Source organism: Psychrobacter sp. CR212, assembly GCF_059693765.1.
The window spans coordinates 289,804-306,622 of sequence record NZ_JCATIF010000001.1 but is presented as its reverse complement, the minus strand read 5'-3'; the positions used below and the strand labels follow the sequence as shown (position 1 = coordinate 306,622).

Sequence of the window (16,819 nt, the reverse complement as noted above, 5' to 3'; positions counted from 1 at the left end):
GATTATGCTCCCTCGCCCGCTAGTGCGCGCTGAATAACTTGTTTTAGTAGGCGACGCGTCAACGGTATTTTAAAGTCGTTCTGACCATTACCTTTGGCATCATGCAATAATAGATCAGCGGCCTGTGTGATAACGTCGCTATTGCCATCGGTATCCATTAATAGTGCCTCAACCTCTTCATTACGCCATGGCTTGGTACCAATGCCGCCGAACGCCAATCGTACTGTCTTTAGGTTGCCATTGTCGTCAGCATCGATGACTGCGGCACAAGATACCAGTGCAAAGGCGTAAGAAGCGCGATCACGCACTTTGTCATAGGTATGCATGCCCTTAATAGGGGCAGGTAATACAACATGAGTAATCAGCTCGCCTGCTTCTAGCACATTTTCGATGTGCGGCGTGTCTTTTGGCAAACAATAAAAATCTTTGACATCGATAGCGCGAGTCGAGCCATCTGCTTTAACTGTCTCTATCGTGGCATCCAGTAAGCGCATTGCCACTGCCATATCGGATGGGTGCTGAGCAATACATGAATCACTGGTACCTAAGACAGCTAGGGTACGGTTCTCCCCGTTGATAGCAGGACATCCTGTTCCCGGTTCACGTTTATTACAAGCGCTGTCTGTTTGATAAAAATAATAGCAACGAGTACGCTGCAAAAAGTTGCCGCCCGTTGTCGCTCTGTTACGTAGCTGACCAGTCGCTCCTGCCAAGATAGCTCGAGACAATACCGGATAGTTTGCAATCACCTCAGGATGCGCGGCCAAATCGCTATTGGTCACAAGCGTACCAATACGTAAACCACCATCGGCAGTCGTTTCTACTTTCTCTAATTCTAAACGAGTGATATCGACCAGTTTGATTGGGGTTTCGATCTCTAGTTTCATGAGATCTAATAAGTTAGTACCACCTGCGATAAAAGAAGCGTCTTTGCTGCTAGCAGAGGTTGCGGCTTGCTTAGGTGCATCAGCGCGGCTATATTCAAAACGTTTCATGAGTGGTCTCCTGCCTTGCCTGTTATTGTTTTGTTATTCGCTGAGGCTTTATGGAACTGAGCCTCGCTTGGCGGCGGTGACCAAATACCTGTTACGCTTGAGTTTTGCGCAGCGTTGTCATTGGTCTGGGCAGCAGACTCTGACATCTCATTTTCAAGTACTTGTGAGATGGCTTTGATAATATTGGGATAAGCGGAGCAACGGCAAATATTGCCACTCATGCGCTCAGCGATTTCTTGTACTAGAAGGCTATCAGGATTCTGCAAGTCTGTGCTCACATGACTTGGCCAATTTTGTTTTACTTCTTCTATTAAGGCAGTCGCTGAACAAATTTGACCTGGGGTGCAGTACCCGCACTGAAAGGCATCGTTATCTTTAAAGGCTTGTTGCAGCGCCGATAGTGAGTCCGGCATACCGATGCCTTCGATGGTCGTAATCTCATCACCATCATGCATGATAGCAAGTGTGAGACAAGAGTTGACTCGGCGACCATTGATGAGCATGGTACAAGCGCCACATTGGCCGTGGTCACAGCCTTTTTTGGGTCCAGTAATTTGTAAATGTTGACGACAGACGTCGAGCAGTGTCGTACGGGCGTCAAGATTCTCGAGCTGATAATCCTGCTTATTGATTGTTAACGTCAAGGTAGACATGCTGGCTTCTCGCTGGCAGATAAATATAATGGGTGAAAAAAGCGCCTTATAGCTACGGCGGCAATAAATCCATTATGGCGTACCAAAAAACTTGCTTTGTTTTTATTTTGTAGTGGTTAGAGTGTAGTTTTTAATCCGAGGCAGTACCTGAAAGTGTGTACTACCAATCGCTTTAAGCTAACTGATAATCATTTACCTCAATTAGCCTAACCGTCCGCTGCTAGCTAGTATTAATTGGTTTTAATTTATCAGCACTCAAATTCAGGCCATATGATTTAGCAATATATTATGTGAAGTGGGCAATCTATTTTTTAGAAAAAGGTAGTATATTAAATAGACTTCAATAAAGAAAAGCCCCACAAACGAAAGTTTATAGGACTATTATGAGGCTACTTTAGAATGATCATTTCAAATCAAACACCTAAAACTAGGCTTTAGTGATGATTGTTTTTTTGTCAAATCGAGACTTAGGCAGATCAGCATTAAAATCATCTTCACTACGATAGCCAAGCGATATCACGGCAACAGCGGTATAGCCCTTACTACGTAACTCAAACTCTTCATCAAGTGCTTTTAAGTCTGTGCCTTCCATCGGCACAGCATCAATATCCAAAGTAGCAGCGCCCAGTAGTAATGCACCCATATTGAGATAGAGCTGCTCTATCAACCAATGCGCCTCGTCTTTTTGCTCGTAACGACGAATATCCAAGAACATTTTGCGCGTTTGATGCATTTGCTCTTTGAGTTTTGGTTCTGCAAAGCGACCATCGGCATCTTCTTTGTCGAGCAAGCCTTCTAAAAACTCGTCATCGGCATAGACACGACTACAGAATACAATGACATGCGAGGCATCTTTTACTTTGGCATCATTGAATTCATACATGCCCTCAGTGCCTTTTGCAATTCGAGCTTTACCAGCTTCTTCATCAGCAATCACAAAATGCCAAGGTTGAATATTGGTGCTCGACGGACTGAGACGTAAGATATCTTTTAGACTCTGAAAGTCTTCTGCTTATATTTTTTGTTGGTGTCAAAGTCTTTGGTGCTGTAACGCCACTTCATTGCTTCAGTGATATTTTTCATATACGACACCATAGTGAGTGTTAAGTTTTTATTGTTTATCAAATTATTATTATTAGCGTTATTTATAAATAATCATCGCTAATTTCAATGGAGCAACTTTAAATAAAACCTGTTTTGTGACCACGGCAGATTGGTTAAGTAGTCATGGGTTTTGTTATCAGTGCGTCAGTTGTTAGACCGTTTTTGCAAAAATTTCGGCTATCCTACTGATAATAGTTACAATTAAGCTACCTAAGTGATAACGCAGACTGTGCAGACTACATTGTAATCGCTCCCTCATTCTCTTAATATTGACTGAGTGATATTATCCAAAGCTGATTCAACCAAGTCGCTTTGGCTGATATGTCTAGCTATAAAATACCCTCATAAAAAATAAACAATAATGCCTGCGAGGATATATGAGCACATCAGAAAAACCACTCCGAATAGACATCGTCTCAGACGTTGTATGCCCTTGGTGCGTCATCGGCTATCGCCAACTGGCAGCAGCACTTGAGCAAACCAATACCGCACATACCATTCATTGGCATCCGTTTGAGCTGAATCCTCACATGCCAAGCGAGGGGCAAAACTTGCGTGAGCACATTATCGAAAAGTATGGCTCGACTAAAGAAGAGTCAGATGCTAGCCGAGTCAGAATGACTGAAGCTGGACAGGAAGTTGGCTTTGAATTTAATTTCAATGACGACACTCGCATGCACAATACATTTAATCTGCATCAGCTGCTGCATTTTGCAGACCAGCAAGGATATATGCATGAGTTAAAACAAGCGTTATTTGCGGCACATTTTACCGATAACAGAAACATCTCCGATATCAATGTGCTTGCTGACATTGCAGCTGAGACTGGACTGGATCGTAGTGAGGCACTGGCAGTGCTAGAAGGTCAGTTCTTTGCAAAAGAAGTGCGAGCAGAAGAACAGCATTGGCAGCAGCAAGGCATTCAAAGTGTGCCGGCGATTATCTTCAACGAGCGCCATTTGGTCAGCGGTGCGCAAGGGGTTGAAAATTACATCAGCATATTAGAACAATTGGCGAACATGACTGACTAAACCGTCTGTCATTGTAATAAAATAAAAAAAAGCTGCTTCAAAATTGAAGCAGCTTTTTTTATTGTAGCGTCATCAGGTTAAAACTGTGATTTTGATATTACTGTCAGTAACGACGCTTAGAAATTGACAACCGTACGAATGCTCTCGCCTTTGTGCATTAAGTCAAACGCTTCGTTCACGTCTTCTATTGGCATCGTGTGGGTGATGAAATCCTGTAAAGGAATCTCACCTGCCAGATAGCGCTCGACATAACCTGGTAGCTCCGTACGGCCTTTCACACCACCAAATGCTGAACCTTTCCAGACGCGACCCGTCACTAACTGGAATGGACGGGTTGAGATTTCTTGTCCAGCACCAGCGACACCGATGATGACTGACTCGCCCCAACCTTTATGGCAGCACTCTAGCGCTGAACGCATGACATCGACGTTACCGATACATTCAAACGAATAATCCACACCGCCATCGGTTAGCTCAACAATAACTTCTTGAATCGGTTTGTCGTAGTCTTTTGGATTGATGCAATCGGTTGCGCCTAGTTTTTTAGCTAACTCAAACTTGCTCTCGTTAATATCGATGACAATGATACGGCTGGCTTTTGCCATCGCCGCACCGATGACTGCGGATAGTCCAATGCCGCCTAGACCAAAGATAGCAACGGTAGCGCCCTCTTCGACTTTAGCCGTATTCATGACCGCGCCCATGCCCGTGGTCACACCGCAACCAAGCAAACAAACTTCTTCTAATGGCGCCTCTTTATTGACTTTGGCTAGAGAAATCTCTGGTAGCACAGTATATTCAGAAAACGTTGAACAACCCATATAATGATAGATAGGCTCGCCGTCTTTGTAAAAACGCGTCGTGCCATCTGGCATCAAGCCTTTACCTTGCGTCTCGCGTACTGCTGAGCAAAGATTGGTTTTGCCTGAGCGGCACATTTTACAAACGCCGCACTCTGCCGTGTATAACGGAATGACATGATCACCGACCTGAACGCTGGTTACGCCTTCGCCGACTTGCTCAACGATACCGCCACCTTCATGACCCAAAATCGCTGGGAATACGCCCTCTGGGTCTTCACCAGATAAGGTAAACGCATCTGTGTGACACACACCGCTGGCTACGATTTTTACCAGTACTTCGCCTTTACGTGGTAGCATGACGTCTACTTCTTCGATAGACAATGGCTGCTTTGGGCCCCAAGCGATGGCGGCTTTTGATTTGATAAATTTATCTGACATAAGAATCTCTCTTTTTGATTGTTATTGATGGATTGTAACGTAGCGTAAACTTAAAACGTCATTCACGCCCAATCATTATTTTTGTTCAATAAGGCTATCTGCTCGTTTTAAACGTCACGATTTCTACGGATAAAGACAGACTGAGCTTATCTTGCCTGCCCTCTGTAGGCAAGCATTGATGACCATAAAGCAGCATCTATTTACATTGATACTAACCATTATATTTATTTCTGAGCAGATAACAATATGCTATATTTGCAAATATCTTTTACATATTGGTAATAATCATGCGCTGGGAAGGGATTAGTGAGTTTGTCTGTGTGGCAGAGTACGAGAGCTTTACGCGAGCTGCAAAAGCGCTTGGCATCTCGACTGCGCAAGTCAGCCGCCAGATCAGTGCGTTAGAGGAGCGACTAAAGATCAAGCTGCTATATCGTACCACGCGTAAAGTCTCACTCACCGAAGAGGGCCGCGTGTTTTATCAGCATTGCCGCAGTGTGCTCGATGGTTTGAACGCGGCTGAGCAAGCGGTGAGCAATTTGCAATCAAAACCTCAAGGTAGAATAAAACTGACCGCGCCTGTGACTTATGGCGAGCAGCAACTACTACCGCTGATCAATGATTTTATGATGCAGTATCGTGAGATCGAAGTAACTGCTTTTTTGAGCAATCAACAGATTGATTTGGTCGAGGGCGGCTACGATTTGGCCATTCGTATTGGCAAGTTGCGCGACTCTACGATGATGGCAAAAAAGCTTAGCCTGCGTACCAATTTTGTCTGTGCGACACCAGCCTATCTCAATCAATACGGGGTACCGCGCACGCTTGACGATCTCAGTCAACATAACTGCCTATTGGGTACGCGCGACTATTGGCACTTTGTCGAAAAAGACATAGAAAAAAACCTGCGCGTCTCTGGTTCCATACAGTACAACAGCGGCTATAGTCTGGTTGATGCGGCGCTAAAAGGGCTGGGTATCGTACAACTGCCCGATTACTACGTACAAAAACATCTGGCATCGGGTGCGTTGGTGAGCGTACTCGACGACTATAGAGAACCTAAAGAAAGCATTTGGGCCATCTACCCACACAACCGTCAACTATCGCCAAAAATCAGACTACTGGTCGACTATTTGGCAGAGCGTTTGGTGTAACGATCAATTGGAATATATTGCCATCCCCTGCCTGATGACGCACAATAAGTATTGGGTATTGCCACCTACTACGGATCGCTCAAGGATATCACTACGATTAAAATTGTCTCTATTGCCGCTCTGGCATTGGCCGTGTCATCTTGTGCCAGTGTCGATACGTTTTTGAATAAAGCCGATGCTACTGATTCACCGACAGCAACAACCCAGTCAATCAACGCTGACAAAGGCCTAGTAACCCTACAAAGCAATCATTCCGTCCAATATACCGCAGATAAGCTGATCTCAATGATCGAAAGCAAAGGTATGACAGTGTTTGCACGCGTCGATCATCAAAAAAATGCTCAGAGTGCAGGCTTATTATTAAGACCAGCGCAAGTCGTGATGTTTGGTAATCCCAAAGCGGGTACGCCTCTGATGAATTGCGAGCAAACCGTCGCCATTGATTTACCACAAAAAATCCTCATTAGCGAAGATGCCAATAAAAAGGTATGGCTATCATACAACAATCCTGACTACCTAAAGACACGCCACCATATCAAAGGCTGTGATACTGAGCTTGATAATGCCTCAAAAGCGCTCAACGCGATCAGCACGGCGGTAGTAGCCAAATAATATCAAACCAGAAAAATATAATCTAAGCAAAAAAAAGGGGGAGAAGCAAAAGTTTCCCCACCTTTTTCTTTGCTTAGTTGATAGCTGCGTCAGTAACCATCAGTCAGCGACATTTCGGACTGTAGCTCCACTTTTAGCTTCTTGGCACATTCAATAATTTTTTTCCTGTCGGCAGGCAGCGCCCCCTTCTCAAGGGCTGTTTCGCGCATTTGCACGGTAATATCATAATGCGGGTAGCTTGCGGTGCGGTGGAATAAACGTGGATCTACCTCGATAAACGCTGCAAAATCATGCAGCTCTTGCAAACTATCCGCAAGCATATGACACCATTTATAGCCTTTGAATTTTATCTGCACAAAATCTACATATACCGCCATGAGACACTCTCTCTTACTTATCTTCTCAAAACAACCTTTACTGATATTTGCTACATATCCATGCGTCAGCATCTTTAATCTCACTCAAATTATCAACGCCATCCATTAAAACGTTACAATAATTCGCGCACATTTTTTTTCAGCTGCTTAAGTAGTTTTTGATACTCACTGTGATTGGTATCAAACGTACTCAAACGCCCATAACGTAACTGACGATAGTTTTGCTTAATTTCAATCAGTTTTGACTGAACCGCTATCGGGTTTTCACTGTCTGTTAAACGACTTGCATGACGGTGAGTATCGTTATCTAAGCGACTATCGATAGCAGATGCTAAACGCTCAAGCCATGCCAACTGTCCTTCATTATCCTCTCGAGCCAGCAATTTATCACGTTTGCCGATACGTTTTGAGAGCTGGGCAAGCGGCAGGTCTGCTGGGTGCCAGCGTTTGCGCCGGCGGCGCCAAATGATGAATACTAAGGTAGCCATAATAATAACAGCACTGGCTGCTAACCAGATAATTTGCTGCATGATGGAGCTGATATTAAACCATTTTAATAGCGAATCTGCTTGTTTGTCTTGATCATAACCAACCACGTCTTTTTGCCAATAGTAACTGGCTTGGTCAGACAAGCGACGTAGTGTTTGTAGCATTTGATACTGCTGGTAGCTGATTTGCGCGCTGGCACCACTGCCAAACATGGCTGCGCCTTGCTGCTGGGTCATCGCATTCATACCCTGCTCAACCCGCTCAGGCGCCACAAATGACGTGGGATCGACGCGTACCCAGCCTTGACCTTCGAGCCAAACCTCAGTCCATGCATGCGCATCTTTTTGACGCACTTCCCATACGTTGCCATTGCGACTGGGCTCGCCTCCTTGATAGCCTGCTACTACCCGCGCTGGAATACCAGCTGCGCGCATCATAAAGGTAAAGCTTGAAGAGTAGTGCTCACAAAACCCTGCTTTGGTCTGAAACAAAAACTCATCTATACGATCAGTATTGAGTCGTGGCGGTGACAACGTATAGCGAAACTCTGTTTGATTGATCCAGCGCTCGATAGCAGCCATGTAGCGCACTGGATCTGAGCCTGATTGTACAAATAACTGCTTAGCAAGCGCGCGTGCTTGCGGATTGCCCTCTGCTGGTAGTGCCAGATTTAGGCGTCTTGATGCCTCTGTCAGCACAGAATCAATACGCATTGATGAGAATTGCATTACATTATAGCGAAGCTGCTGCGTAACAGGCTGATCTTTCGCTAGCGTAAAGTTTGAGGTGATGTTGATATCTGGCTGCTGAGAAAAAGGATAATCGAGCCCGAATAACCAGTTCTGCTGAGTAGGTTCTAGGATAATTTGATAGCGAGTAGGTGTGGCTTGCACTTGCTCGGGAACAGTAGCAAAGGCATTTTGAATCCATGTAGGGGCTTGCGATCTAGTCGACCATTGACTTACCTGATTGCTTGGACGCCAGGTAACTCCGTCAAAATCACTAAACACGAGTCCGCGCCAATATAGTTGCTGTTGCGGTGGACGCTCATCGCCAAACTCTACGCGAAAAGCCAGCTCAGTTGACTGGCCTAAATTGGCAAAATCACCGGGTGACATACTATCAGACACACCTGTGGTCGCTTGCTGACCTGATAGTTGTACAGACCACAGTGGCGGCAGTCTTGGGAAAAATAGAAACAGCACCACCAACAATGGCAGTGCCCCAATCCCTAATACCCCTAAAGTACGCAGGCGTCCATCACCGTCATCATTGCTATCGTCGTTTAGGGCAATAAACGCCAGCAGGACAATAACAGCGCCCAGTACCACCTCTAAAGTTGTCAGCAACCCTTGATCCATTAAAAATAATGCAGCAAGTACAAATAACGATAGATTCAACACCACGTAAGCATCGCGCCGCTTGTACAGCTCCCAAAGCTTACTAGCGAGACATAGCACCAAAAATGCCACGCCCATGTCTAGCCCAAAGGCTGTGTTATACGTTAGCCACAGACCTACTAGGCCTAATAAAAAACCCAGCATCTGCATGCTTTGATAGACACGTTTTAAATGCGAGATTTTTTTTAGCCGACTCTTGAGACGCGGTAGTTGGGCAATGATACTAATCGCCGCAAACCCGATTAACCATATTGGCAAGTGAGCAGCATGTGGCAACACGACTGCTATTTGAGCAATTAGCACCCAGTAGTAGGCTGGTAGAGCCAGTAGTCGCCGATACCATGTATTATCAGCTGCTATGCCACTTTTCGCTTGTATATTTTGACCGAGTGCTAACTGCTCAAAGCTTGCCGTTTTTGTGGCATCGGTTGCAGAAAACTGTTTGGGTTCATTCATGGTGCTTTCGCCAGCCTTAGCAAGCATGCTTGCGCAAAAGTCTCGCCATCATCCACCGCTGCGCTAGTAGGCGTATCATTGGGTAAACGCATTTGAAAGGGCACGCCTAATTGACCCAATGTCAACGCCCCATGAGCCAATTGCGCAAGCTTCTGTTCATGATGAGCACCTGGCATATCTGCATAATCAAGCGTTTGCTCATGACCGACAGGGTCTGCAAAGTGCTTGGTAAACATGCCTTGACCCCGTGCTACATGGCCCCAAGAGACACGGGCCAGTGACTCTCCTTCGACATAATTATCCAGTCGCTCAAAGTCGTCTTGCCCTTGTCGATATTGTCCGCCAGTTGGCAGATCCTCCGAGCTTGCAACTGAATACTGCACCTGCCAGTCAAATGCTTCAGGTTTGGGATACACCCAAGTCTTACGCGCAAAATAGACATAAGACCAAGCACGCATAATACCCAAAGGATAAACGGTTTTAATTATTAGTTGTGGCAGCTCAAGAGGACCGCGATTGTAGGTTTGAACAGGTAGGCGAATAGTTTGCTCACTTTGTAGACTCGTTACGAGTATGGAGCTTTGCCGATTCGTGCCACTTTTATCCTTCTTGTCAGCTGCTTGCTCAAACTCAAATAATAACTGTCGCCGTGGTTGACGGCTTTCACTTTTGAGTTGCAGTGTCACCCAAGCAGGTGTCCCCGCCTCTGTCATAGTGACCTCCAGCAAATGCACTTGTAAGCCAGATATATGAGCAAAAGTCACATGAAAACTGATTAGCCAGACGCTGACCAGATAAAAGCACAAGCCAAGTACCAAGTTATTGCCATAATTGATACCTGCGATAAAGGTAATCACTAATAGCACAGCAAATAGCATACCCTCACGACTAAAAAAAATATAGACGTTGCGTAGATTGAGCGTCGCGCTATCATTTTTGGGTGCGCGCGAGGCAAACCAACGGCTCATTGCTGACCTGATTAACGCGGTTAAGGCTTTTGGTAAAAAGCTCATGACTACCCTATTCTTACCATGTAATTGACTCTAGTCGCTAGTCCTCAGCCTAACGGACTCAATGATATAGCCATGTATTATCAAACCTGCTCGTACTTCAATATAGATAACTAAAAATATAGACAGCTAAACGATGACAGGCACGTCTGCTAAAATGCGTTGGGCGATGGTCTGCGATACCTGTCCGCCTGTCAATTGTGCGGGGGCAAAACGCTGCCCGAGACGATGATCAGCGACGGCAGCAAAGACCGCTTGGATATCTTCAGGCGTCACCTCCATATGCCCCGACACATAAGCATAAGCCTGTGCAGCACGCTGTAGCGATAGCACGCCACGTGGTGATAACCCATGATACTCTTGGCTTGCTCGAGTCTTTGCTACAAGTCTTTGTAGATAATCCAATACCACGTCCGCCACATAAACTTGTTTTACGCCTTGTTGTGCCAATAGCACAGCCTCAGTATCAAGCACCGTATCTAGATCCTTTAATAGCTCACGGCGATCTTGACCTTTTAGTAGTTCACGCTCTGCCATAGGTGATGGATAGCCCAATGACACACACAGCAAGAACCTATCTAACTGTGATTCAGGTAACGGATAGACGCCAGCTTGTTGCAGTGGGTTTTGGGTTGCAATAACAAAGAACGGCTGCGGCAAGGGATAAGTTTGTCCATCTTGCGTCACTTGTCGCTCTTCCATTGCTTCAAGGAGTGCGCTTTGCGTCTTGGGGCTGGAGCGGTTGATTTCGTCAGCAAGTAGCAGTTGAGTAAAAATAGGACCGGGACGAAATTCAAAACGCAGTTTACTTTGGTCATAGATACTCATGCCTAAGATATCGGCAGGGAGCATGTCATTGGTGAACTGCACTCGGCTAAAACTCAGGCCTAACAGCTTAGCCAAACCTTGAGCCAGAGTTGTCTTACCCATACCAGGTAAATCTTGTAGCAATAAATGCCCACCTGCTAGTATGCCACTGAGTGCCAATTTAACTGCTTGTGGTTTGTCCAATACAATTTGGTTCAATTGCGCCATCAATTGTGCAATTTTCTGCTGATTGCGTTGCAAATCTGTGCCACTAGGAGCGGATTGACCAAGCGTTTTGGCTATTTTTTGATATGTAGGTGATGGTGCTCTATCGTTAGGGGCATGGGTCATAGTAAATTATCGGCTCATTTTTTGGGTCATAACGATCAACCAGTAAGGTCAGTTCGCATCATCTACGACGATCGGCGCATCAGCGCGGAGGGTTGATAAATACGCAATAACATCCGCGCGCTCTTTAGCATCTGGCATAGGGTCTGATAGCATCTTTGAATCTGGCATGGCTTTTTGTGCATCCGCGATATAGGGATCGAGTGTTTTGGCATCCCATACCCATCCTGACTCTGTGAGCCCTTCGCTATAAGTGTAATCTTTTAGCTCAGCAGCTGGTGCGCCGTATATATTCATTAATTGCGGGCCCTTTTTATTGAGACCAGCGTTGAGCTGGTGGCATTGACTGCAAGCATCTTGATAAATTAACGAGCCATTATCTGCATCTCCATTGACATATAGCGGTAGTGTCACAGGGTCGCGATGATCAGGCGGGGTATGCTCACAAGCAGTGAGCAATAAAACAGCGGCAAAAAGACTGCTTATTTGATATTTACTAATAATAGACATTTTGGCAATCTTTGGTTGGTGAGCATTAGCGATAAAGATTTTGTAGCATCGCAATATGTTAACTGGCAATCTTTAGCGTTTTGCTAGGCTTTTCTAAATAGTATCCTTGCAGATAGCGCGCCCCCACACTCCATGCGACTGACATAGTCGCTGCATCTTCAATATACGGCATTAGCACATCAACATTTACCTCATTGATGCGCATGATAAGTGATTTAACCGTGTCTAAGTTATCTGCTGAATTGATATCTTGTACATAGTTACGCGCCAAACGCACGATATCCGGCTGCACTAAATTGGCAATTTCGATAGATTTGGCAGAAGAACCAAAATTAGTAATGCCCATTTGACAGTTGACTTCGTTAAGGGCCGAAAACTGAGATTTTGCCACAGTTAAATGATCCGAGATGTCTTTTTCGTTAAATTGCAACGTTAAGACACCAGCGGCGCCGCCTACTGCCTTGATCAGTTGGCTTGCAACATTAGGCAGTTTCTTGTCAATTAATGAGGCACTGGTTAGCTGCACCAATAGTCTGGCTTCAGGATGCTCTTTACGGACATCATTGATTTTTTTGCACGCATTAATGAGTACCCAGCGATCTATCTTTTCAAGTAGCTTGTGTTTTCTGGCCACAGCCATAAACTGATCAGGAGTCAATACCGTGTTATCGGCATCGGCCAATGGCAGACGTAGATACACTTCAAAAAAGTCACTACGATCTTGATTGATATCGTATATTGGTTGAAATGACAGCTCAAATCGACTGTTTGTAATAGCATCAATCAGAGACTCAGCAAGCGCATGATCATCACTATTGGCATGCTCACTTGGATCATATAGATGATAAGTACCACCATGGTTAGAGGTTTCGACCATGATCTGGCTAATAGCATCCATAGCACGCTCTATTATTATAGCGGGCTCTGCGGTATTTTTTTCGATTTTGACGATTGCGATACTTACCGTGGTACTCGTCGTACGCTTATCTACCTCAATGAGCATCTCACTGATACGCGAACCGATGTTCTCAGCCAGCTCTTCGAGCTCTGAGGTAGTTTTGTCTTTGACAAGTATCATAAATGCGGTATCACTAAAGCGGCTGACATGTCCATTCGATACCAGTTCATCTAGTGCATAGGCAACCTGTTTGACAGTCGTATCTACTCCTTGCAGTCCGAGGCTACTTCTTATTTTTCCAATGTTATCGAGCTGTACATAGAGCAATGCTGCTGTCAGCACGCCTTGAGTTGCTTGCTGGTGTACTATCGCCATTTGCTCCTCAAAGCCGTGGCGATTATTCACACCTGTCATGTTATCTTTACGCTCTGCTTCAGCCAAGCGTTTGGCAACCTCTGCGCTGTTGCTAGCATTTTGTTGTATGATAATCTGAGTAACGGGTTCGCCATCTAAAGTCGCAGATGCCAACTGTAATTTTGCCTCAAAAGTACTGCCATCCGTACGCACGCTTTCAAAGTTAAACTCAACTTCGTCACGGCTACCTTTATCGAACTGACGTAGAAATTGCTTGAAGTCCTTGACACTATCGCCACCTGAAATCAAATCAACAACAGGCACACCTATGGCATCATTCATTGACCGAAAGCCAAACAGTTGAAGATAGGGATCATTGGCAAAGATATGGATACCTTCATCGATATAGGCAACTGCACTTTTCGAGTTTTTAATCAGCACATTGGCACGTTGCTCTGCTTCTGATAGGACATGGCGTAGTTTCTTGAGCTCACGGCGACTACGCAAGCTGTCATGCTGTAAGCAGATAGCCATAACGATAGCCATCTCTTGATCAGCCTTGAGTGCTTTGACCATGGTTCCGCTCATCACCGCAGGCAACCCCTCATCATTACACGCGGTCGATATTGCCTCACCCTTCATCAAATAAATCATCGGCAAATCAATGCTCTGCTCTTGAATGATGCCAACCACATCCGTAAAGCTCATATCATAAGCACTAACGAATACCAGCACATCCCACGACTGGCGCAGTACTTTTAGTAGCTCTTCTTTATCATCCAAAAATCCTAAATTCACGCTGTCATAATAATCACTCAGTAGATGTACAAGACGCTCAGCATAGAGCTGATCATCGTTAATCACTAATAGATTTAAGGTGGACTGAATGCGCATAGGTGGCCTTTTAATCTTATGGTTGTATCTTTATCTCTTATTTTTGACACCTTATACTGTTTCCAAAAATTAATCTGGCTTAGAAAACATTATAGAGAGTAGGCTCAGTAAGTATTGTGATAGTAGCTGAGTTTTAGTTGGCGTAATATATTCTAGCGCCCGAGGCATCTTATAAATTAGAGTAACAATATCGCTCATTATAGACAATAATTTGATTGACTGCAGGTTAACTTATGACCTTGTTTGTTTAATATCATTATCAAAAAAAACATCAGCCTTTTTTCTTATACGGTACAACCCCTCTTTCTTTCAATATAGTAGAACCTCAATAAAATTGATACAGCATAGAAAACGCGCTCGATTAAATGCTACTTTTTTTGCTTGCTGTGACTGCGTCTCCAGAGGCTGCGAAAAATAGCGTTTAATCTTGCTATACCATTTTTATAATGGTTTCACTATAAATACATAAATAGACATTATTTTGCTATTTCGTATTGACTAAACCCTTCAGTTATCATCAATCTACGACCCAAACGTAAATGGGTTTGTTTGCTGCTGATACGCATGATGACTCTATCATCAGGCTGAAAGTAAGACGAAGGTACAATCAGCGAACTCATGGTTTGCAGCTGCTCATCCTTACCCAGAATCAGCGCTGGCACAAAACAATGCTTCTGTGGGTCCCTCCCTTCCAAGCGCAACCCGCATGCCACAATCTGATGACCAAGCAATTGCCATTCAACCTCTTTGTCTTTGGTATCAAAGTGCCGCCAACGTACTACCCCTATTGACCAATCAGGCTGCTCTGTCACATCAGGTTGACAAACCAAGAACAAACTCATGATATGTAATGATGGCGGTGTGGTTGCAACAAGCTCGCCATCTATCATATCCATATCAAGAGCTTTCTCTCCAACATGCTCTTCATTCAAGACATCTACTGTTGGCACCAATCGCAGTGTACGAAATAATGACAGACTGTCATGGCTGTCAAACACCTCTATGTCTAATACGCTATTACTGTTTTGCTCTGCATTAACCGTGTCATAACGAGGGCGCTCGTCTATGGATAACTCATCTATTGCTATCAAGCTAGCAAAGCTGCTTGAGTCACCAACATGGTGATGGATACTGTTAAAACCAGCGATTAAACTCGCACGGTGTTTGAGACTATATTTAGTAGGCAGCGTAAGCTGTGGTTGTAGATAACGATAACTGACTGTCATTGATATTGTATTCAACAGACCGTGTCCTATCCCCACATTACTGCTCTCAGTGGATAGCTGCCTACGTGAATTAAAATACTGCACCATAGGAGTCAGCTCTAAAAACAAACAGTCATAGCGATCTTCATAGGGATTTAACTCAGAGTTGGGCGTTAGATACGTTGGTGGTTTATCACTCTGTAAATCTACGAACACGCGTGTTTCCGTCGTTGGTTCTATTGTCGCAACAATATAATGAGACCATTCAGGCAATAAACGTTGTACCAATAGAACATTAGGACGACGCATGGCACATACATTCAATAAACTATGCAAACATATTTGGCAATAAAGCTGATGAATACTATTTGTGTAGGGTGTCACTGTTTCTCGATTCAACTCGAGATGAGACACACGCTGTTGATAAGCGAGGTGGTACAACTGATTAATTCTGAACCAGAGATAATCTGATGGCTTGCGATAGCAAAGTGCCTCTTCACACAATAGCTTGTGGTACCTCAGTAACGACTGATAAATGGCAACCGTAAGTGTATTGGCGCGCTTTTTATTGGTATTAAAATAGCGTGGAAAACCTTTCTTTGAAATCTTTTTTGGCTGACTGTTTGATATTAATTCTTGACGACGTACAACCTTGTCATAAGCCAAAATAATTAAATAATGCAAGGATTTTACTTGAGCCACATAACCCAACTGCACCTCACTCAGCGCGCCTGTTTCATAAATATACTGCTGCCGTAACGTGGCAATCAACCGATCTGAAGCATCGCTCACAGCCGTCATCAGTTTAAGGCGTTGAAGCTCATCTATATTGGCCTCGCATAATACGGAGAGAACTTTTTCTAGGTGCTCAGCTTGCTGCTCTTGGGTTTGTGAAGATAGCGTTGTCAATAGTTTGAGCAAATGATGCTCTTGGCCGCTCACTGATTGGTTTGGCGTTGGTAGTGGCTCTTTGGAAGAAAGGGCTTCTTGAAACTTAGATAAAGTTATCATCAGTATTTCTACTCACTGTTGGCCACTCTGAGTAAGTTGACAAGAGGCAAGTATGCAACCACACAAAGTAGAGCAATATCAGGTAAAAAGCATGCAAACTGTGTATTGTTTTAAAGAGGCTATAGGTATGAACGATAGACGTTTTATTGTTAGACAATATATTTTAGGCGTTCTATCAATATAATGCCTGATACCGTGACTCCCTTCTTATAAAAAATCAGTCACTGACCAATTTTTATCAACAATCGTCTCTTTTTAACAGGTTTTTTC

At 44.4% G+C, this 16,819-nt stretch carries 14 protein-coding genes; 3 read left to right on the top strand and 11 right to left on the bottom strand.

Annotation, left to right across the window (positions count from 1 at the left end):
- Nucleotides 1-2 precede the first annotated feature (2 nt).
- From AC58CZ_RS01315 to nfsB, 3 genes are all read right to left on the bottom strand, one after another.
- Nucleotides 3-995 (bottom strand): FAD binding domain-containing protein, encoded by a 993-nt coding sequence (locus AC58CZ_RS01315; protein WP_301449612.1) that lies wholly within the window; start codon nt 993-995, stop codon nt 3-5.
- Nucleotides 992-1,648 carry a 2Fe-2S iron-sulfur cluster-binding protein gene (locus AC58CZ_RS01310; protein WP_494223571.1) on the bottom strand — a complete coding sequence of 219 codons (657 nt, stop codon included), beginning with the start codon at nt 1,646-1,648 and terminating at the stop codon, nt 992-994. Before AC58CZ_RS01310 ends, AC58CZ_RS01315 begins: the two co-directional genes overlap by 4 nt.
- A gap of 427 nt (nt 1,649-2,075) precedes the next feature.
- A complete protein-coding gene (gene nfsB / locus AC58CZ_RS01305; RefSeq protein WP_497413134.1) occupies nt 2,076-2,603 on the bottom strand; it encodes an oxygen-insensitive NAD(P)H nitroreductase in 528 nt (175 codons plus the stop codon).
- Between the two features lie 526 nt (nt 2,604-3,129).
- On the opposite strand from nfsB, the gene AC58CZ_RS01300 reads away from it, so the two are divergent.
- Nucleotides 3,130-3,783 carry a DsbA family oxidoreductase gene (locus AC58CZ_RS01300; protein ID WP_075106841.1) on the top strand — a complete coding sequence of 218 codons (654 nt, stop codon included), beginning with the start codon at nt 3,130-3,132 and terminating at the stop codon, nt 3,781-3,783.
- A gap of 116 nt (nt 3,784-3,899) precedes the next feature.
- On the opposite strand, the gene AC58CZ_RS01295 is transcribed toward AC58CZ_RS01300, so the two are convergent.
- Nucleotides 3,900-5,009 carry an S-(hydroxymethyl)glutathione dehydrogenase/class III alcohol dehydrogenase gene (locus AC58CZ_RS01295; protein ID WP_201587549.1) on the bottom strand — a complete coding sequence of 370 codons (1,110 nt, stop codon included), beginning with the start codon at nt 5,007-5,009 and terminating at the stop codon, nt 3,900-3,902.
- Between the two features lie 302 nt (nt 5,010-5,311).
- On the opposite strand from AC58CZ_RS01295, the gene AC58CZ_RS01290 reads away from it, so the two are divergent.
- Both AC58CZ_RS01290 and AC58CZ_RS01285 read left to right on the top strand, forming a co-directional pair.
- Nucleotides 5,312-6,178, top strand: a complete 867-nt coding sequence (locus AC58CZ_RS01290) for a LysR substrate-binding domain-containing protein (RefSeq protein WP_494223572.1) — start codon at nt 5,312-5,314, stop codon at nt 6,176-6,178.
- Between the two features lie 51 nt (nt 6,179-6,229).
- Nucleotides 6,230-6,790, top strand: a complete 561-nt coding sequence (locus tag AC58CZ_RS01285) for a DUF302 domain-containing protein (protein ID WP_494223573.1) — start codon at nt 6,230-6,232, stop codon at nt 6,788-6,790.
- A gap of 89 nt (nt 6,791-6,879) precedes the next feature.
- On the opposite strand, the gene AC58CZ_RS01280 is transcribed toward AC58CZ_RS01285, so the two are convergent.
- From AC58CZ_RS01280 to AC58CZ_RS01250, 7 genes are all read right to left on the bottom strand, one after another.
- On the bottom strand, nt 6,880-7,167 hold the full coding sequence (locus AC58CZ_RS01280; RefSeq protein ID WP_494223574.1) for a DUF4031 domain-containing protein: 288 nt from the start codon (nt 7,165-7,167) through the stop codon (nt 6,880-6,882).
- 113 nt (nt 7,168-7,280) lie between these two features.
- Nucleotides 7,281-9,512, bottom strand: a complete 2,232-nt coding sequence (locus tag AC58CZ_RS01275; RefSeq protein ID WP_494223575.1) for a transglutaminaseTgpA domain-containing protein — start codon at nt 9,510-9,512, stop codon at nt 7,281-7,283.
- The gene (locus AC58CZ_RS01270; RefSeq protein ID WP_497413130.1) at nt 9,509-10,525 is read right to left on the bottom strand and encodes a DUF58 domain-containing protein; all 1,017 of its coding nucleotides are present in this window, start codon (nt 10,523-10,525) and stop codon (nt 9,509-9,511) included. Before AC58CZ_RS01270 ends, AC58CZ_RS01275 begins: the two co-directional genes overlap by 4 nt.
- Before the next feature lie 126 nt (nt 10,526-10,651).
- Entirely contained in the window at nt 10,652-11,680 is a 1,029-nt protein-coding gene (locus AC58CZ_RS01265; RefSeq protein ID WP_494223577.1) for an AAA family ATPase, read from the bottom strand.
- Nucleotides 11,681-11,728: 48 nt separating this feature from the next.
- The gene (locus AC58CZ_RS01260) at nt 11,729-12,187 is read right to left on the bottom strand and encodes a c-type cytochrome (RefSeq protein ID WP_058024410.1); all 459 of its coding nucleotides are present in this window, start codon (nt 12,185-12,187) and stop codon (nt 11,729-11,731) included.
- Between the two features lie 58 nt (nt 12,188-12,245).
- Nucleotides 12,246-14,333: an EAL domain-containing protein gene (locus AC58CZ_RS01255; RefSeq protein WP_494223578.1), complete on the bottom strand. Its 2,088-nt coding sequence runs from the start codon at nt 14,331-14,333 to the stop codon at nt 12,246-12,248.
- Between the two features lie 476 nt (nt 14,334-14,809).
- Entirely contained in the window at nt 14,810-16,549 is a 1,740-nt protein-coding gene (locus AC58CZ_RS01250; RefSeq protein WP_494223579.1) for a cyclic-di-GMP receptor FimW-related protein, read from the bottom strand.
- Between the last annotated feature and the right edge of the window lie 270 nt (nt 16,550-16,819).

Bases quoted from the DNA above. Each gene is read 5' to 3' on its own strand.
- AC58CZ_RS01275 (WP_494223575.1), bottom strand. From the start codon at position 9,512: ATGAATGAACCCAAACAGTTTTCTGCAACCGATGCCACAAAAACGGCA.
- AC58CZ_RS01300 (WP_075106841.1), top strand. From the start codon at position 3,130: ATGAGCACATCAGAAAAACCACTCCGAATAGACATCGTCTCAGACGTT.
- AC58CZ_RS01315 (WP_301449612.1), bottom strand. From the start codon at position 995: ATGAAACGTTTTGAATATAGCCGCGCTGATGCACCTAAGCAAGCCGCA.
- AC58CZ_RS01290 (WP_494223572.1), top strand. From the start codon at position 5,312: ATGCGCTGGGAAGGGATTAGTGAGTTTGTCTGTGTGGCAGAGTACGAG.
- AC58CZ_RS01260 (WP_058024410.1), bottom strand. From the start codon at position 12,187: ATGTCTATTATTAGTAAATATCAAATAAGCAGTCTTTTTGCCGCTGTT.
- AC58CZ_RS01255 (WP_494223578.1), bottom strand. From the start codon at position 14,333: ATGCGCATTCAGTCCACCTTAAATCTATTAGTGATTAACGATGATCAG.
- AC58CZ_RS01280 (WP_494223574.1), bottom strand. From the start codon at position 7,167: ATGGCGGTATATGTAGATTTTGTGCAGATAAAATTCAAAGGCTATAAA.
- AC58CZ_RS01265 (WP_494223577.1), bottom strand. From the start codon at position 11,680: ATGACCCATGCCCCTAACGATAGAGCACCATCACCTACATATCAAAAA.
- AC58CZ_RS01250 (WP_494223579.1), bottom strand. From the start codon at position 16,549: ATGATAACTTTATCTAAGTTTCAAGAAGCCCTTTCTTCCAAAGAGCCA.
- AC58CZ_RS01310 (WP_494223571.1), bottom strand. From the start codon at position 1,648: ATGTCTACCTTGACGTTAACAATCAATAAGCAGGATTATCAGCTCGAG.
- AC58CZ_RS01270 (WP_497413130.1), bottom strand. From the start codon at position 10,525: ATGAGCTTTTTACCAAAAGCCTTAACCGCGTTAATCAGGTCAGCAATG.